Source organism: Bradyrhizobium sp. 186, assembly GCF_023101685.1.
In the GTDB taxonomy this organism is placed as follows: Bacteria; Pseudomonadota; Alphaproteobacteria; order Rhizobiales; family Xanthobacteraceae; genus Bradyrhizobium.
Map to the genome: position 1 here is coordinate 4360665 of NZ_CP082164.1, position 16798 is coordinate 4377462.

15 protein-coding genes and 2 pseudogenes are annotated in these 16798 nt (G+C 62.3%); 9 read left to right on the plus strand and 8 right to left on the minus strand.

Annotation, left to right across the window (positions count from 1 at the left end; genetic code table 11):
* The first annotated feature begins 254 nt into the window (after window positions 1-254).
* The 3 genes from IVB18_RS20765 (at window position 255) to IVB18_RS20775 (ending at window position 4222) form a co-directional block, all read left to right on the plus strand.
* A complete protein-coding gene (locus IVB18_RS20765) occupies window positions 255-2051 on the plus strand; it encodes an NAD(P)/FAD-dependent oxidoreductase (RefSeq protein ID WP_247990827.1) in 1797 nt (598 codons plus the stop codon).
* A gap of 333 nt (window positions 2052-2384) precedes the next feature.
* Window positions 2385-3254 (plus strand): NAD(P)-dependent oxidoreductase, encoded by an 870-nt coding sequence (locus IVB18_RS20770; RefSeq protein ID WP_247990828.1) that lies wholly within the window; start codon window positions 2385-2387, stop codon window positions 3252-3254.
* Window positions 3255-3478: 224 nt separating this feature from the next.
* On the plus strand, window positions 3479-4222 hold the full coding sequence (locus IVB18_RS20775) for a protein-L-isoaspartate(D-aspartate) O-methyltransferase (protein ID WP_247990829.1): 744 nt from the start codon (window positions 3479-3481) through the stop codon (window positions 4220-4222).
* Between the two features lie 500 nt (window positions 4223-4722).
* Here IVB18_RS20775 and IVB18_RS20780 read toward each other — a convergent pair whose 3' ends face one another.
* Window positions 4723-4863 (minus strand): C13 family peptidase, encoded by a 141-nt coding sequence (locus tag IVB18_RS20780; protein ID WP_346732672.1) that lies wholly within the window; start codon window positions 4861-4863, stop codon window positions 4723-4725.
* A gap of 224 nt (window positions 4864-5087) precedes the next feature.
* Between IVB18_RS20780 and IVB18_RS20785 the strand changes: the two genes are divergently transcribed.
* The 5 genes and pseudogenes from IVB18_RS20785 to IVB18_RS20805 form a co-directional block, all read left to right on the plus strand.
* Window positions 5088-6503 carry an IS4 family transposase gene (locus tag IVB18_RS20785; RefSeq protein ID WP_247983252.1) on the plus strand — a complete coding sequence of 472 codons (1416 nt, stop codon included), beginning with the start codon at window positions 5088-5090 and terminating at the stop codon, window positions 6501-6503.
* Window positions 6504-6585: 82 nt separating this feature from the next.
* On the plus strand, window positions 6586-6930 hold the full coding sequence (locus tag IVB18_RS20790; RefSeq protein ID WP_188106852.1) for a transposase: 345 nt from the start codon (window positions 6586-6588) through the stop codon (window positions 6928-6930).
* Complete coding sequence (tnpB, locus tag IVB18_RS20795; protein ID WP_082758020.1) at window positions 6927-7274, plus strand: IS66 family insertion sequence element accessory protein TnpB; 348 nt, start codon at window positions 6927-6929, stop codon at window positions 7272-7274. The genes IVB18_RS20790 and tnpB overlap by 4 nt, the downstream gene beginning before the upstream one ends.
* Window positions 7275-7318: 44 nt before the next feature.
* Window positions 7319-9055, plus strand: a complete 1737-nt coding sequence (locus IVB18_RS20800) for an IS66 family transposase (protein ID WP_247989757.1) — start codon at window positions 7319-7321, stop codon at window positions 9053-9055.
* 344 nt (window positions 9056-9399) lie between these two features.
* Window positions 9400-9696: pseudogene (locus IVB18_RS20805) on the plus strand (conjugal transfer protein TraG); the annotation flags it as partial.
* Here IVB18_RS20805 and IVB18_RS51650 read toward each other — a convergent pair.
* Window positions 9674-9796, minus strand: a complete 123-nt coding sequence (locus tag IVB18_RS51650; protein WP_256477140.1) for a hypothetical protein — start codon at window positions 9794-9796, stop codon at window positions 9674-9676. The pseudogene IVB18_RS20805 and the gene IVB18_RS51650 sit on opposite strands and share 23 nt — an antisense overlap.
* 250 nt (window positions 9797-10046) lie before the next feature.
* On the opposite strand from IVB18_RS51650, the gene dusA reads away from it, so the two are divergent.
* Window positions 10047-11042, plus strand: a complete 996-nt coding sequence (dusA, locus tag IVB18_RS20810; RefSeq protein WP_256476987.1) for a tRNA dihydrouridine(20/20a) synthase DusA — start codon at window positions 10047-10049, stop codon at window positions 11040-11042.
* Between the two features lie 53 nt (window positions 11043-11095).
* Here the strand turns inward: dusA and IVB18_RS20815 are convergent.
* The 6 genes and pseudogenes from IVB18_RS20815 to IVB18_RS20840 form a co-directional block, all read right to left on the minus strand.
* Window positions 11096-11744, minus strand: a pseudogene (locus IVB18_RS20815) (outer membrane beta-barrel protein).
* A gap of 223 nt (window positions 11745-11967) precedes the next feature.
* Window positions 11968-12522: a TIGR02281 family clan AA aspartic protease gene (locus IVB18_RS20820; RefSeq protein WP_247990831.1), complete on the minus strand. Its 555-nt coding sequence runs from the start codon at window positions 12520-12522 to the stop codon at window positions 11968-11970.
* Between the two features lie 28 nt (window positions 12523-12550).
* Complete coding sequence (locus IVB18_RS20825) at window positions 12551-12754, minus strand: DUF1289 domain-containing protein (RefSeq protein ID WP_247990832.1); 204 nt, start codon at window positions 12752-12754, stop codon at window positions 12551-12553.
* A gap of 44 nt (window positions 12755-12798) precedes the next feature.
* Window positions 12799-14394, minus strand: coding sequence for a HAMP domain-containing sensor histidine kinase (locus IVB18_RS20830; protein WP_247990833.1), 1596 nt, complete (start codon window positions 14392-14394; stop codon window positions 12799-12801).
* 136 nt (window positions 14395-14530) lie between these two features.
* Window positions 14531-15808, minus strand: a complete 1278-nt coding sequence (gene nhaD / locus IVB18_RS20835) for a sodium:proton antiporter NhaD (RefSeq protein WP_247990834.1) — start codon at window positions 15806-15808, stop codon at window positions 14531-14533.
* Between the two features lie 22 nt (window positions 15809-15830).
* Window positions 15831-16700: an NAD(P)-dependent oxidoreductase gene (locus IVB18_RS20840; protein ID WP_247990835.1), complete on the minus strand. Its 870-nt coding sequence runs from the start codon at window positions 16698-16700 to the stop codon at window positions 15831-15833.
* Between the last annotated feature and the right edge of the window lie 98 nt (window positions 16701-16798).

Consider the following 16798-nt stretch of genomic DNA (forward strand, 5'->3'; position numbering starts at 1 on the left):
CGCTAGTGGCGCAAAGCGGGCGTTAGCAGCCAAGAGAAGTTCAGTGAACGACCGATAGCCGACGCGGTCATGGCTGCCCGCCCTTCTGCTCAGGACACAAGCAGATACTACTCCGTAGCGGTAATTAAGGGCACCGCGCGACAATGGGGTTACCCGGGAAATCGGGCGTCGCAAGTATGGATTCGTTCGATAGTTGGGATAAGGTAGTTTCGGTAATTGCAGAAGGATTGAAACCGACCCGCCGGGAGGAAGTCATGCTCGACACCACGCTCAACGCGCGCGTCCAGGTCTTTCTTGACAAATTCGAAGCGGCTCTTGCGGCAGGTGATCTCGACGCCGCCGTAGCGATGTTCGCTTCGGAATGCTACTGGCGCGACCTCGTTGCTTTCACCTGGAACATAAAGACCCTCGAAGGCCGCGATCAGGTCCGGGAGATGCTCAGCTCTTGCCTTGCGCACACAAAGTCGCGCAATTGGAAAATCGCCGATGGGGAAAGCGCGACTGAAGCCGGCGGTGTAACCGAGTGCTGGATCTCGTTCGAGACCGAAGTCGCACGGGGCTACGGCTTGGTCCGCCTCCAGAACGGCCAGATCTGGACGCTTCTGACGACGATGGTCGAGCTGAAAGGTCACGAGGAAAAGGCGGGCTTCACCCGGCCGCTCGGCGCCCGGCACGGTGTCAATCCCGGTGCCAAAACGTGGAAGGAGTTGCGCGACGAGGAAACCGAGCAGCTCGGCATCAAGACCCAGCCCTATGTGCTCATCATAGGCGGCGGCCAAGGCGGCATCGCGCTCGGAGCGCGGTTGCGCCAGCTTGGCGTACCCACCATCATCGTCGAAAAGAACGACCGTGCCGGCGATTCCTGGCGCAGCCGCTATAAGTCGCTCTGTCTGCACGACCCGGTCTGGTACGATCATTTGCCGTACATCGATTTCCCGAAGAACTGGCCGGTATTTTCGCCCAAGGACAAGATCGGCGACTGGCTGGAGATGTACACCAAGGTCATGGAGCTGAACTACTGGACTGGCACCACGGCCAAGCACGCCGACTGGGACGACGCCCGCAAAGAATGGATCGTCACCGTCGAGCGCAATGGCAAGGAGATCACGCTGAAGCCGAAGCAGCTGGTGTTTGCGACCGGTATGTCGGCCAAGCCGAACATGCCGCAATTCAGGGGCATGGACACTTTCAAGGGCGAGCAACACCATTCCTCGCGTCATCCAGGTGCCGACCGCTACAAAGGGAAAAAGGTGGTTGTCATCGGCTCGAACAATTCCGCGCATGACATCTGCGCCGCCCTGTACGAGGCCGGCGTCGACGTGACCATGGTGCAGCGCTCGACCACCCATGTCGTGCGCTCGGATTCGCTGATGGAATCGATAGCGGATCTCTATTCCGAGCGCGCCGTCCGCGGCGGCATGACCACGGCGAAGGCTGATCTGACTTTTGCCTCGCTGCCCTACAAGATCCTGGCTGGGTTCCAGAAGCCGGTCTATGACAAGATCCGCGAGGACGACGCCGAGTTTTATGCGGGGCTAACGAAAGCCGGTTTCCGGCTCGATTTCGGCGACGATGATTCCGGGCTGTTCATGAAATATCTGCGGCGCGGCTCCGGCTATTACATCGATGTCGGCGCCTCGCACCTCATCATCGACGGCAAGGTCAAGCTGGCCGCAGGTCAGGTCGAGGAAATCACGCCTAACGGCGTCAGGCTCGACGATGGCAAGGAACTGCCCGCCGATGTAATCGTCCATGCGACCGGCTACAGCTCGATGAACGGCTTTGTGGCCGACCTCATCAGCCGGGACACGGCCGACAAGGTCGGCAAGGTCTGGGGGCTCGGCTCGAACACGACCAAGGACCCCGGCCCATGGGAAGGCGAACAGCGCAACATGTGGAAGCCGACGCAGCAGGAAGGCCTGTGGTTCCACGGCGGCAATCTGCATCAGTCGCGCCATTACTCGCAATTCCTTTCCCTGCAGTTGAAAGCACGCTACGAGGGCATCCCGACGCCGGTCTATGGCCTGCAAACCGTCTACCACAAGGCCTGAACTTTCGCGGGACGCAGGTGCTCGCGGGTTCGCGTCGCGGTGGATTTGTGCGCACTGGTAGAAGGGATTCCTCGTCGGCTGTGTTCGGCCGTAATCGATTCCAGTGTCTTTGGGGCCAAGGCGACAGATCGGTCCTGTTCGGAAACGTATTGGCTCGACTACCGACGTCGAGGCGGGGAGGGCAGCTATTGGCGCGCAAAGCGGACGTTCGTCCCACCCACAAGTCTCAGAAGGGCCAGAAGCCTCGGGTGAGGTGCGCTTGATAGGGATGTCTGTCGACACTCGCCATACTGGAGTATACTTGCCGCGACGGCAGCGGCGTGGAGACCTCTAATGTCATCGCTCAATGGCAAGACGCTGTTTATCTCGGGTGCGAGCCGCGGCATTGGGCTTGCGATCGCGCTGCGTGCAGCGCGCGACGGCGCCAATGTCGCGATCGCCGCGAAGACCGCGGAGCCGCATCCGAAGCTCAAGGGTACCATCTTCACCGCGGCTGACGAGGTGCGCGCGGCCGGCGGCAAGGCGCTGCCCGTCATCTGCGATATTCGCGACGAGGCCCAGGTGATCGCCGTTGTTGACAAGACTGTCGCCGAATTCGGTGGCATCGATATCTGCGTCAACAACGCCAGCGCCATCAGCCTGACCGACTCCCAAGCAACCGACATTAAGCGGTTTGACCTGATGATGGGCATCAATACCCGCGGCACTTTCATGGTGTCGAAATACTGTATCCCGCATCTGAAGAAGGCGGAAAATCCGCACATCCTGATGTTGTCGCCGCCGCTCGACATGAAGGCGAAATGGTTCGAGCACTCCACCGCCTATACCATGGCGAAGTTCGGCATGAGCATGTGCGTGCTGGGCCTATCGGCCGAGCTGAAGAGCGCGGGCGTCGCGGTCAACGCGCTATGGCCGCGCACTACGATCGCTACCGCCGCGGTCGCCAATCTCCTTGGGGGCGACAGTATGATGCGCGCGAGCCGAACGCCCGAGATCATGGGAGATGCGGCTTATGTCATCCTCACGAAGCCGTCGCGCGAGTTCACCGGGCAGTTCTGTATCGATGATAAGCTGCTCTATTCCAGCGGAGTACGTGACTTCGAGCGCTATCGCGTGGATCCTTCTGTCCCGCTGGCGCGGGACTTCTTTGTGCCCGACGACGACGCGCCGCCGCCTGGGGTCACGGTAGTGCCCCTGCGCTAGCACGCCGTGTTGGCCTATGCATCAAAGGTCAGCCGGGGGATGACCGGCATGAGTTCGCCTGGTCCGAATTTGGAGGATGTTTGTATCCGTGGACGGATGCGCGAGCGCGCCATCGTGGTTCAGAAAAAAAGGACCAGGCGGGCTGTTCTTTGATCGATTGAATCCACGCGTCGCGCCAAGCGGTCGACGCGACTCGCGGACCTCTTGAGGAGACCGCACGGCTCATGAAGACCTTGCTGCTGCTCCTGATTTATATGCTTGCTGTGGCGCGGGGAGCGATCGCGCAAGATGCACCGGAAGACACCCAATGCGTCCGCGAACGCGCCGCCATGGTCGAGACCATCCGCGCTCACGCCCGGTCCTACGTCAGTGTCTCGGGACAGCAGGGGCTGTCGGAGAGAGTCCTTAAGGCCATGGGGCAAACGCAGCGGCTTCTGTTCGTCCCTGAGCGATCCTGCTCGATCGCATACGCAGACGGGCCGCTTCCGATAGGCCTCGGCCAGACGATATCGCAGCCGTACATCGTGGCCTTGATGACCGAGCTCGCTGACGTCGCGCCCGATGATGTTGTGCTCGAAGTCGGTACGGGTTCGGGCTATCAGGCCGCGATTCTTGCGCATCTGGCGCGGAAGGTCTGCACCATCGAGATCATCCCGCAATTGGCCGAGGCGGCCGCCAAGACACTCAAGGATCTCTCGCATGACAATGTGAGCATCCGGCTTGGCGACGGCTATGCCGGCTGGCCGGAATGCGGTCCGTTTGACGCAATCGTCGTGAGCGCCGCGCTCGGACAAGTGCCGCCGCCGCTGATTGACCAGCTCAAGGTGGGGGGCCGACTGGTGATGCCAGTGGGCCCGGCCTACACCACTCAGACCCTCACCGTGGTCGAAAAAACTGGCCCTGGCCAGACGACCACGCGCGCCGTCGGCCTTGTGCGCTTTGTACCCTTTACGCGTTCAAAGGATTGAAGGCCGATCAACGTTCAGTTCTCGAACGCGCGCTCGGGACTGGGGGCCCGGAGCCTTGCGGCAACGCAATTTGGAGCGGCAGCTCTTGGCGCAAAGCGGACGGGCAACAAGTCGGGTCAGGTCGCCCCGGTACATCCGTTCTTGTGCGCAAAACGACGTTCGTTGGAACGCTATTGTCGGCGATGCGGCCGCAAGGCGACATCGCAGGGCGGCGATTCTTGAGACAGAGCGACCTGTGGATTTGGTCGATGCCGCTCAGTCAGCAACCGCAGAGCCGCGGCGCGACATGGCTTTCTCCTGGTTCACGGTTGAAAGATGCCACCTTGGGGCTTAGGCCAGTATTCGAGACCGTGCGCACCGGCGAGATCCCGCCGTCGCGGGCGGACCCGTGTATTCGGTGTCACCACCTTCGAGCCGGGGTGGTGGCGACGAGCGTGGCCGATCGTTCAAGGGCGCACAACCAGCAATGGCTGCAGTTTGCGCCACCTGCCATCAGGGGATTACCATGCTGACGATCGCTGCCGATCCGAAGTGAAGGCGTCACCGAAATAAGTCCACTTCGCCTTGTCCTCGCAACCGAACGACGGATGATCGGCGTCGGCAGCCGTGATGACCAAGACGTCGGGATTCGCGAAAATTATACTCGTTTCGCGGAACGCGTATAACCGGCCCGTCTTCGGATTCTCGGTTGATGCCGCAAATTCGAAATCGAACGCTCAAAACGAGATCGTTCGATTCGTACGCCCACGATGAAGCTTTCAATTACCCACATTTAGCCGAGTGGGCTGAGGGAGCGCATAAACTGTTGCATCGCAGGAATCGACCGTGATTCCTTGTCTGGCACCGATTCGCGGGGGCGGTGCCAATGGACGGAGAAGCAGGCGCATGGTTTGATCGTGAGCTCGCGGGCTGCAGCCTTGCCGACGAGCGCCTGAACAAGCGGCTCCGCAAACTGGTGGCGCAGATCGGGAGCGCCATGGGAGAAAGCATTCCGCTGGTTTGCCAGGATTGGGCCAACACAAAGGCTGCCTATCGTTTTTTCTCCAACGACCGGGTCAGTGAGGCGGACATTCTGGCAGGCCACTTTCAATCGACGCGTGAGCGCACGATTGCCACAGGCGGTGCTGTTCTGGTGCTCCATGATACAACCGAGTTCAGCTATCGAAGGGAGGACTCAGACGCGATCGGGATCACCAAGAGCATAAACAGCGGCCGGGACAAGGCCGGCCGCCTGAGATCGCACACGGTTTGCGGCATCCTGATGCACTCGAGCCTGGCGGTAACGACCGAGGGGCTGCCGCTTGGACTGACGGCCGTCAAATTCTGGACCCGAAAGAAATTCAAGGGGACTGCCGCGCTTAAAAAGAAGATCAACCCGACGCGCGTTCCCATCGAGAAGAAGGAGAGCGTCCGATGGCTGGATAATGTCCGGCAATCCACAGAGCTGCTGCGCGATCCGGGACGATGCATCCATATCGGTGATCGCGAGAGCGACATCTATGAGCTGTTCTGCGCGGCTCGCGAAGCTGGAACGCATTTCGTGATCAGGACTTGCGTTAATCGCTTGGCTGGGGATGGGGATCACACGATCGCCGACGAAATGGACGAGGTCGCCGTCAAAGGACTGCATCGCATCGACGTCAGAAACAACAACGGCGATCCCGATGAAGCCGTCCTTGAGATCAGATATCGCAAGATTCGCGTCCTGCCGCCAATTGGGAAGCAGAAGCGCTATCCTGCGCTGATCTTGACGGTGATCCATGCCGAAGAGCGCGTAACGCCGAAGAACAGAAAGAAGATCGAGTGGAAGCTGATTACAGATCTGCCTGTGGGCTCACGCGCCGACGCAATCGAGAAACTCGAATGGTATGCCTTAAGATGGAAAATCGAAGTCTTCCACAAGATCCTCAAATCGGGCTGCAAAGCTGAGGAATCGAAGCTCCGGACCGCCCAGCGTCTGACCAACCTGATCTCTGTCTTTTGCATCCTCAGTTGGCGGGTCTTCTGGATGACGATGCTCAATCGCGCAGCTCCAGGGGCGCTACCGACTCTTGCGTTGACCGCAACTGAAATCGCCCTGCTCGATCGACTCGTGAATGACAAACCGCAAGCTCGACGGAAAACCCTCTCACATTACCTGGCCAAGATCGCCAGGCTCGGCGGCTATCTCGCCCGCGCCCACGATCCTCCGCCCGGCAACACGGTCATGTGGCGCGGGCTATCGCGCCTGACCGACATCGCGCTGGGGGCCATAGTCGGTGCAGAAATTGTGGGTAATTGAAAGACGATGAAGGCCGCCTTGTTCTGAGAGGCGGATTGAGCACTCATAAGCACGTGTTTAAGAGCGAGCTTAAGAGCGATTGATGGGTCAGATTTCGGTGCTGACGGGGCCGGAACGCCGGCGGCGTTGGAGCGAGGATGAGCGGTGCCGGATCGTTGCGGAGGCCTTTGCGCCGGGATCGTGTGTGGCGCAGGTTGCGCGGGATCACGATATTTCAACGGGGCTGATTTACACCTGGCGGCGTCGGCTTCGCCAGGACCTTGCTGACCAGGGCTTTGTGGAAGCGGCGATGGAAGCGGAGCCGATCAAGGAAGCGGCACCGTCCGGTGAAGTGATCGTGGTGGAATTGACGGGGAGCGGACGGATCAGGATTTGCGGGTCGGCGCCGCCCTTGCTGGTGTCGGCGGTGTTGAAGGCGCTGCGATGATTCCGATCCCCTCTGGCGTGCGGGTATGGCTGGCGACGGGCCATACCGATATGCGGCGCGGCTTTCCGAGCCTGGCTTTGCAGGTGCAGGAGGTCTTGAAGCATGACCCACTGGGGGGTCATTTGTTTTGCTTCAGGGGGCGCCGTTCAGATCTGATAAAAATCATCTGGCACGATTCTCAGGGAGCGTGCCTGTTTACAAAAAGACTCGAAAGAGGAAGATTCATCTGGCCTTCGGCTGCCGGTGAAGCCGTGACGATCTCTCCGGCGCAGCTTTCTTACCTGCTATCTGGGATCGACTGGCGGAATCCTCAAGAAACTTTGCGTCCAACGCGAGTTGGATAGCATTCTGCGATTGAACCTACCGGGAAATCTGATTCACTGGCTTCATGAGTTTGAAGCCGGATGACCTTCCTTCGGATCTCGCCAGCGCCCAGGCGGCGCTGTTGATCGAACGTGAGGCGTTGCGGGCTGAACGCGACGCGCGGCTGAGGGTCGAGGTCGAACGCGATGCGGCCGCGGCGAAGGTCAGCCGGATACAGGCCGAAGCCATCAATTGGCAAGCCGAAGCGGCCAACGCGCGGGCGAAGCTGTCGGACAATGAGGCGCTGATCGCGCATCTCGAGCTGCGGATCGAGAAGCTCAAACGCGAACTGTACGGGCCGCGTTCCGAGCGCACGGCGCGGCTGATCGAGCAGTTGGAATTGGAACTTGAAGAACTCGTCACCACGGCGAGCGAGGATGAGCTCGCCGCGCAGGCCGCGGCGGCAAAGGCGCAGAGCGTACGCGCCTTCACGCGCAAGCGGCCGGTGCGCAAGCCATGGCCGGATGACATCGAACGCGAGCGCGTCGTCATTGAGGCTCCAACGAGCTGCGCCTGCTGCGGTGGATCGCGGCTGGCGAAGATCGGTGAGGATGTGACCAAGACGCTGGAGGAGATCCCGCGCCGCTTCAAGCTGATCGAGACGGTACGCGAGAAGTTCACCTGCCGCGATTGCGAGAAGATCAGCCAGCCGCCCGCGCCGTTCCATGCCACGCCGCGCGGCTTCATCGGCCCACAATTGCTGGCGACGATCCTGTTCGACAAGTTCGGCATGCATATCCCGCTCAACCGCCAGAGCGCGCGCTTTAAGGCCGAGGGGATCGACCTGCCGTTGTCGACCCTGGCCGACCAGGTCGGCCACGGGACCTTTGCCGTCATGCCGCTCTTCCACTTGATCGAACGCCATGTACTCGCGGCCGAGCGCCTGCATGGCGACGACACCACCATCCGTATCCTGGCGAAGGGCAAGTGCACGACCGGGCGGATCTGGACTTATGTGCGGGATGACCGGCCCTTCGCCGGGCCTGCGCCGCCGGCGGCGGTCTATTACGCCTCGAGCGACCGACGAGGCGAGCACCCCCAGAAGCATCTGGCCGCCTTCGCCGGTATCCTGCAAGCCGATTGCTACAACGGCTTCGAGCCGCTGTTCGACCCGCAAAAGAAAGCGATGCCGATCACACCGGCGTTTTGCCTGGCCCATGCGCGGCGGGGCTTCTTCGAGCTGGCTGACATCGAGAAAAATGCTCGGGAAGGTAAGAAGGGCAAACCGGTCTCTCCGATCGCGCTGGAGGCGGTCAGACGCCTCGATGCGTTGTTCGAGATCGAGCGCGCCATCAATGGCTGCGGCGCCGACGAGCGGCGCGCCGTGCGCCAGGAAAAGAGCAAGCCGCTTCTCGAGGACATGCACGCCTGGTTGCTGCGTGAGCGCGAAACCCTCTCGCGCTCCTCCGAGGTCCTGAAGCCTATGAACTACATGCTCAGGCGCTGGGACGACTTCGCCCGCTTCCTCGACGATGGCAGGATCTGCTTGACCAACAATTGCGCTGAGCGCGCATTGAGGGGCATCGCATTGGGAAGGCGCAACTGGACCTTCGCCGGCAGCCAGCGTGGCGCCGACCGTGCCGCCATCATGCTGACGATGATCACGACCTGTCGCCTCAACGACGTCGATCCCAAGGCCTGGCTCGCCGACGTCCTCGCCCGTATCGCCGATCTTCCCGCGTCGCGTCTGCACGAACTGCTGCCCTGGGAATGGAAGCTCCTGCGCCAAGCCGACAAGCCCGCCGGTCAGCAGGCCGCCTGACCTTCACGCAACGCCATCATAGAGCTCGCCGTGCCCGCGCGCATGCGTCAATCAGGCGGTCTTCGTCGTATGCGTACTTCGATTCGCCCGCTTCCTTGCTTACAACGTCGGTGAGCTGAGCAATCAGCTGAACCAGATGATTGATCCAGTTTAGTCAGGCCGTTCACCTTCTATTGAGGCGCTTCCTCAACCACGCTGAAACTGGCCCATCATCGATCTCTCACTGATGAGTTTGATCGACACGGATCTCGTTGCTGACCACGATTTTTATTCCGGTTGAATGCTCACCGCACTCCCGCTTTTCATCTCGCCGCGCTCGCTAACGCGAGTGAGTGGGGCGGAAGATGTTTCCAGCAAAAATCTACATCGGTCAGATTACTGTCGTCTTCGGCATCGTCATAGCGTCGACGTGGGGAGCAACTCAATGGACCGCGGCCGCTCTTGGTTTTCAGGAGCGGCTTGGAGCGCCTTGGTTCCTGTTTGCCGGCTATCCGGTCTATCTGCCCTGGCGATTGTTCGAATGGTGGTTTGCCTACGAAGCGTACGCCCCCGAAATCTTTGAAGAGGGCGGGACCATTGCTGCCGCTGGCGGCATCGCAGGCGCGCTGTTTGCAATCCTCAACTCGGTTTTCCGACCTCGCGCATGTCTTCGTCGTGCAGGTCGATCAGATCGCCAAACGTGCGAACGTTCCGGACCACGCGGGGCTTGGACGAGCCGTTGCGGTCAATGTTGCGCTCCATTTTCGAGCGCCCATTCTTCGCCATCCTTGCGCCGACGGAACGTCTCGGCCACATAACGGGTTTTGCGGCGGACCTGGACGCGCCAGTTTCCGGATGTCAATTGAGTGAAGGTCGCCACGCGTGTGCACTCCGACTTTCGTGTGCACTATGTGTGCACCGAGAGGTCAAAACGGGTACAAACGTGTGCAATTTCGTCTAGTTTGGAGTGCACACGTTCGCGGTTCATCCCATTGAAGAGTAAGATAAACTGTTGAAATATCAAGACTATCGCTTTTCCGTTGCACCCATGATGGATTGGACCGACCGGCATTGCCGGGTGTTCCACCGTCACCTGACCCGTCTGGCGCTGCTCTATACCGAGATGCTGACCACCGGTGCCGTCATTCATGGCGATCGGCAACGGCTGCTCGGGTTCGATGCGATCGAGCATCCCGTGGCGCTCCAGCTTGGTGGCTCGGATCCGCGCGATCTCGCGCTGGCCGCCCGGATCGGTGAGGATTTCGGTTATGGCGAGATCAACCTCAATGTCGGCTGCCCGTCGGATCGCGTGAAGGATGGCCGCTTCGGTGCCTGCCTGATGGCGGAGCCGGAGACCGTGGCGGCGTGCGTCGGTGCGATGAAGGCCGCGGTCACCGTGCCCGTCACGGTGAAGTGCCGCATCGGCATCGACGACCAGGACCCGGAAGCGGCGCTGGATACGCTCGCGCGCGCGGTGGTCGCTGCGGGCTGCGACGCGCTGATCGTGCATGCCCGAAAAGCCTGGCTCAACGGTTTGTCGCCGAAGGAGAACCGCGACATCCCGCCGCTCGACTACGACCGCGTCTATCGGCTCAAGCATGCGATGCCGGACGTGCCTGTCATCATCAATGGCGGCATCCTCGGCATCGACGAAGCGAAGGCGCACCTCGCGCATGTCGACGGCGTGATGCTCGGCCGCGCCGCCTATCATGAGCCGTGGCGGCTGCTCTCCGTCGATGCCGATGTCTTCGGCGAAGCGGCGCCGCATGCGACCATGCAGGACGCGCTCGAGGCGATGATGCCCTATATCGAGGAGCAGCTCGCGCGCGGCACGCGGCTGCACGCCGTCACGCGCCATTTCGTCGGCGCATTCCACGCCGTACCCGGCGCGCGCGCCTTCCGCCGCCATCTCGCCGAGCAGGGTGTGAAACCGGGCGCTGGCCTTGATGTGCTGCGCGATGCGATCGCGCGTGTCGGTACGCGCGCGCCCGCAGAGGCGGCTGCCTAGCCGCAGCCGCTATGAAGAGCCGGAACGCCAATCCGGCTCTTCGTCGGCCGGCCTTACCGGAACAGGTCGAAATGATAGTTCACGCCGACACGGAAGGTGTGGAATCTCGCGGCGTTCCAGTCCGGCAGGTTGTCGCGCTTGAACTCGGTGTAGAGATACTCGGCCTTGGCCGACCATTTCGGCAGGAACGCCCATTCAACGCCGCCGCCGGCGGTCCAGCCCATTTTCATCTTGTTGATAGGGCCATCCTTCAATTCGCCGGTGGCAAGGCCCGCGGTCCCGAAAAACAACAGGCGTGAATCCATCGTCGCGATGCCGGCGCGGGCGCGGCCGGTCATGTACCAGGGGAGGCTGACGGCGGCGCTGTTCACGGCGTCGCGGTTCTTGAGGTCGGTGCCCTCGAAATCGTTCTCGATGCCGACCACGAACATCGGCGAAGCCGATCTGCACGCCGCCGATGGCACCCTTGATCTTGCCGCCGCTCGTCCCGACCAGATTGTTGAAGGCGTCGTCGGAGCTCGCGCCGTAGCCCGCGTTGAAGCCGGCATAGAGTCCGGTCCAGGAATAGACCGGCTGCGGTGCCGTATAGGCAGGCGCCGCATAGCGCGGCGACAGGTCCGCAGCGCTGGCGCTGCCCGCGGCGAACGCCGCGGCAACTGGCAAGGCGCGCATCATGCGACGTAAGACGGCTCTGGCAGTCATGATTCTCAATCTCCCACTTGGCCGCGCCCGTCAGGCAGCAGCGCTTGTCCAACCCCGATCCGGGATGGCTTTATAAACCGACTAGGCGGTTTGTAAATGCCGGAAATGCCACAACTGAGGGCTTTCCTGGGTACGCCGCTCGATGTCGTGGTCAGGCATGGATGACAGCGCGTGCGATCGGCGTTTCGGCGGCCGCGCCGCGGCTATCGAGGCGCGTTGGCGGCTAATCGATCGCCATACGCGGGCGGCGGTGGCTGTCTTGCAGCTCCGGATAGCCGGTCAGCATCAGCGTGTCGGAGCGCACGCCCCAACTCTCCAGGCGATCGAGGAAGCTCATGCCAAGCAGGTTGGTCTTCATCTGTCCGCGCTGCACGACCAGTGCCGGCACCGATTTCTCGACGAGGTGGCCGACGGCGAGACGGGCGAGCGTGAGCCGGGCCGCCTTGGTGTGGCCGCCGGCGGTCTCGAGGTCGACGTCATATTCGAGCATATCGAGCGGCAACCCGATCGCTTTCGCGGTTTCCCAGGTCAACACCACCGAGGTCGCGCCGGTATCGATCACCATCGGCGCGGCAACGCCGTTGATCTTGGCGCGCAGCGCGAACTCGCCGCCCTGGCCGCGCTGAATCTGCACGGCGGGGGCGGGTGATGCAGCCTGCCCGCGGAACATGTGCGAGACCTTGTGACTCGCGCGCGCGATCTGGTCGGAATCGCCGTAGGCGACCACGGCACCCGCGGTGCCGGCCAGCATCATCAGAACGAGCAGGAAGCGGATCATCGCGCGCCTCCGAAGGCACGCGTGCCGGTCAAGCGCGCCGCGGCGATCCAGCCATCGGCTGCAATCCGGCGTTCGCCATTCGCGACGGCAGCAGTGCCATCACGGCGAGCCGTTCCGTGCTTTCCATCGCATGCCAACGCGCGATCTCCGGCAAGGTGCGGCCGCAGCCGAAGCACAGCTTGGTCCGGGGATCGATCATGCAGACGGCGACGCACGGTGTTTCTTTGCTCATTTGGGCATAGTGAGGGATCGTCGGGCATTTCTGCAAGCATCTGTTTAAGAGCCCGTGCCTGCGCTCATGATCGGCTTGTGGCGCGGCCGGCGCTTCTCGTCGGGCACAGCGGAATGCTCCGGTTGGAGCGGCGGGGCATCCTCCGACAGCGGCGCCAGCGCGCTCATCACGCGCTCCGGCGGGAAGGTGACGATCACCTCGGTGCCGATGCGCAGCTTCGATTTCAGCGTGAACGTGCCGCCATGCAGGTCGATCAGGTTTTTTGCGATGGGCAGGCCGAGGCCCGCGCCCTGTTCGGCCGACTTGATCGAGTTGGAGCCCTGGCCGAACGAGGCGAGCACGACCGGGATCTCTTCTTCGGGAATGCCGGAGCCTGTATCCCTTACCGAGAGATATTGTCCGCCCGACGCGGTCCAGCCGGCCTTGAGCCAGATCTCGCCGCCCTGCGGCGTGAACTTGATGGAGTTGGACAGCAGATTGAGCACGACCTGGCGGATCGCACGCTCGTCCGCCCAAAGGCGGGGCATGGCCTGCTCAAACACCTCGTGGATGGTGATGCCGCGGCTCGAGGCGCGCAGCTTCATCAGGTGATGACAGTCGGCGACGATGCCGACCAGCGACACTGCTTCCTCGTTGAGTTCGTAGCGGCCGGCCTCGATCCGCGACAGGTCGAGAATCTCGTTGATGAGGTTGAGCAGATGCACGCCGGAGTTATGGATGTCCCCGGAATACTCCTTGTAGACGGGCACGGCATGCGCGCCAAAAATCTCGCTCTTCATCACCTCGGAAAAGCCGAGGATGGCATTCAGCGGCGTGCGCAGCTCGTGGCTCATCTGCGCAAGGAAGCGCGACTTGGCGACATTGGCGGATTCGGCGCGGTGACGCGCCTCGTCGGAGATCGCCTTGGCCTGCTCGAGCTCGCCGATCAGCGCGTCCTTCTCGGCGCGCGCCTCCAGCGTGGCAAAGGTCGAGGAATGCAGCCGGTGCGCCAGCAGGATGAAATAGCCTTCGGCCGCGAGCGCCAGCGCTGCCAGGATGTAGTTGTCCAGCGACCCGCTCATCGCAAAGCTCAGCGCCATCGCGACCGCGACCGGCGCGGTGGCGGCAAGGGCTGCGATCGGCAAATTGGCCGCCAGCATGCTCGATACTGCGATCACCAGCAGCATCAGGAACATCATCAGCGTTTCCGTGACCATGTCGAGCACGGGATGGATCAGGATCGCCATCCAGCACAGGCCATAGAGCAGGTCGAGCACGACGAAGCGCGTCCGCCATGCGCGCGTCGCTGTCGGCGAGGACGTCTCGGTCAGGAACCGCCTGCAGCTGCGGGTCATCGCGACATGGATGCAGAGCATGCCGCAGGTCCAGGCCGCGGCCGGGATCGGCTGCATCCACAGCCCGAACAGCACGCCGGTCGCGACCACCAGCAGCATCACGACATAGGATGCCGACAATCTTGTCTGGGCATATTGACGGAGCAACTCGGCGTCGAAGGCCGGCCGGGTTCCGCTGGTCGACGTTAACTTGTCGCGCGCCTCGCGCACTCGCTGCGCCGCAGCCCGGCGACTGCTCGCCGATGGCGCGCTCACCGGCTCGGCCGGAAGCTGCACAACCTCGGGCTTTTCAGCGGGTTTACTCATCGAACAACAACAATTCCTGCCCGCGCGAGACGGGCCTTCTGCATTGTCTATCTCTGGCAAGAAATCCTTAAGAGCTGACTTAAGGAGCTAAAGAATTACGTTAACCGGGCGTTAATTTTGAACGCGCGCACGCCGGTCAGTGCAACGCCGCATGTTGTGCGACATAGACGACCGATCCGGCCAGATATCCCGCGAGCGCCGGAACTGCGATGCGGCGGGCGTACCAGAGGAACTCGATCCGCTCGAGCCCCATGGCGGCGACGCCGGCGGCCGAGCCGATGATCAGGATCGAGCCGCCGGTACCGGCGCAATAGGCGATGAACTCCCAGAGGAAGCTGTCGGGCGGGTAGTGCGCGAGGTCGTACATGCCCATGGTCGCAGCCACCAGCGGCACGTTGTCGATGACGGCGCTGAGGAGGCCGAGCACGACGACGATGACGTCTTGGCGGCCGATCGTAGCATCCAGCCCTTTGGCCAGCATCGCGAGCAGACCTGCATGTTCGAGGCAGGCGACCGCGAGCAAAATGCCGAGGAAGAACACGATCGAGCCCATGTCGATCCGCGTCAGCGCATTGGCGAGCGAGAGCGGATGGCGAACATGCTCGTCCTTGTGGCGATGAACGATCTCGCCGACCAGCCACACGATGCCAAGCCCGAGCAGGACGCCCATGAAGGGCGGCAGGTGCGTGACTGTCTTGAAGGCAGGTACCGCGATCAGCACGCCGAGCCCGAGATAGAACATCAGGTTGCGCTCAAACCGCTCGACGCTCAGTGACTCATTGCCCTTCGGTGGCGGCGCGATAGTCTTGCCCCTCAGCGAAATGCTGATGAACCCAAGTGGCACCAGCAAACTGACCAGTGAGGGCAGGAACACCGAGCCCATGATCTTCAAGGGCGTGATCTGCCCGCCGATCCACAGCATGGTCGTGGTGACGTCGCCGATCACGGTCCATGCGCCGCCCGCATTGGCGGCGATCACGATGACGGAAGCGAACAGCAGGCGGTCCTCGCGCCGGGCGATCAGCCGCTGCACCAGCGAGACCATGACGATGGTGGTCGTCAGATTATCGAGGATCGCGCTCAGGAAGAATGCCACGAAGCCGACCAGCCAAATGAGCCGGACCTGGCTCGTTGTGCTGATGCGCGAGGTGATGACCTCGAAGCCGTCATGGGCGTCGATCACCTCGACGATCGTCATCGCTCCGATCAGGAAGAAGACGATCTGCGCCGTCGAGGCGACGGATTCGTCGAGTTGACGGCCGACCAGCGCGTGGTCGCCCGTCGCGAGTGCGTAGACCGTCCAGAGCAGCCCCGCGCAAACGAGCGCGGTCGCGCTCTTGTTGACCCCGAGGGGATGTTCGAGCGCGATCGCAGCATAGGCGGCGACGAAGATTGCGGCGATCACGATCAGCAAGGCGGCTCCGGACAGTCGAGTGTCAGCGTGCAAGGCGCGCGAGCAGGCTCGACGTATCCCAGCGCTTGCCGCCCATCTTCTCGACCTCGGCGTAGAACTGGTCGACAAGCGCGGTCACCGGCAGGTTGGCGCCATTGCGGCGGGCCTCCGCGATGCAGATCGAGAGATCCTTGCGCATCCATTCGACCGCGAAGCCGAAATCGTATTTATCGTCGTTCATGGTCTTGTAGCGGTTCTCCATCTGCCAGGACTGCGCCGCGCCCTTGGAGATGGTGTCGATCACGGCGGCGACGTCGAGGCCGGATTTCTTGGCGAAATGGATGCCCTCGGAGAGACCCTGGACGAGGCCTGCGATGCAGATCTGGTTGACCATCTTGGTGAGCTGGCCCGAGCCGGCTGGTCCCAGCAGCTTGCACATCCGCGCATAGGCCGCGATGACCGGCTCGGCGCCGGCATAGGCATCCGCCGCACCGCCGCACATCACCGTCAGCGCGCCGTTCTCGGCGCCGGCCTGGCCGCCGGAAACCGGCGCGTCGATGAATTTGAAGCCGGTCTTGGTCGCGGCCGCATCGAGCTCACGCGCGACCTCGGCGGAGGCGGTGGTGTGGTCGACGAAGGTCGCACCCTTCTTCATGCCGGCAAACGCGCCGTCCGAGCCGATCGTAACCGCGCGCAGATCGTTGTCGTTGCCGACGCAGCACATCACGAAATCCTGGCCTTCGGCGGCGGCCTTCGGGGTCGCCGCGGTCTTGCCGCCGAACTTGTCCGCCCATTCCTTCGCCTTGGCCGCGGTGCGGTTGTAGACGGTGACCTCATGGCCCCCTTTTTTCACGAGGTGTCCGGCCATGGGGAAGCCCATCACGCCGAGACCGAGGAAAGCGACTTTAGCCATGTGTGGTACCTTGTCCGTAGTTTGGGTTTTACGGGTTCTTGCCGGGCGAGGGGCGCCAGCCGCGCGTCGTCAGGTTCCGCCGTGGAGGCGGATCGGGG

Coding starts and splice junctions, on each gene's coding strand:
- IVB18_RS20765 (WP_247990827.1), top strand. CDS start 255: ATGCTCGACACCACGCTCAACGCGCGCGTCCAGGTCTTTCTTGACAAA.
- IVB18_RS20770 (WP_247990828.1), top strand. CDS start 2,385: ATGTCATCGCTCAATGGCAAGACGCTGTTTATCTCGGGTGCGAGCCGC.
- IVB18_RS20775 (WP_247990829.1), top strand. CDS start 3,479: ATGAAGACCTTGCTGCTGCTCCTGATTTATATGCTTGCTGTGGCGCGG.
- IVB18_RS20785 (WP_247983252.1), top strand. CDS start 5,088: ATGGACGGAGAAGCAGGCGCATGGTTTGATCGTGAGCTCGCGGGCTGC.
- IVB18_RS20790 (WP_188106852.1), top strand. CDS start 6,586: ATGGGTCAGATTTCGGTGCTGACGGGGCCGGAACGCCGGCGGCGTTGG.
- tnpB (WP_082758020.1), top strand. CDS start 6,927: ATGATTCCGATCCCCTCTGGCGTGCGGGTATGGCTGGCGACGGGCCAT.
- IVB18_RS20800 (WP_247989757.1), top strand. CDS start 7,319: ATGAGTTTGAAGCCGGATGACCTTCCTTCGGATCTCGCCAGCGCCCAG.
- IVB18_RS51650 (WP_256477140.1), bottom strand. CDS start 9,796: ATGGAGCGCAACATTGACCGCAACGGCTCGTCCAAGCCCCGCGTGGTC.
- IVB18_RS20820 (WP_247990831.1), bottom strand. CDS start 12,522: ATGATCCGCTTCCTGCTCGTTCTGATGATGCTGGCCGGCACCGCGGGT.
- IVB18_RS20825 (WP_247990832.1), bottom strand. CDS start 12,754: ATGAGCAAAGAAACACCGTGCGTCGCCGTCTGCATGATCGATCCCCGG.
- IVB18_RS20830 (WP_247990833.1), bottom strand. CDS start 14,394: ATGAGTAAACCCGCTGAAAAGCCCGAGGTTGTGCAGCTTCCGGCCGAG.
- IVB18_RS20840 (WP_247990835.1), bottom strand. CDS start 16,700: ATGGCTAAAGTCGCTTTCCTCGGTCTCGGCGTGATGGGCTTCCCCATG.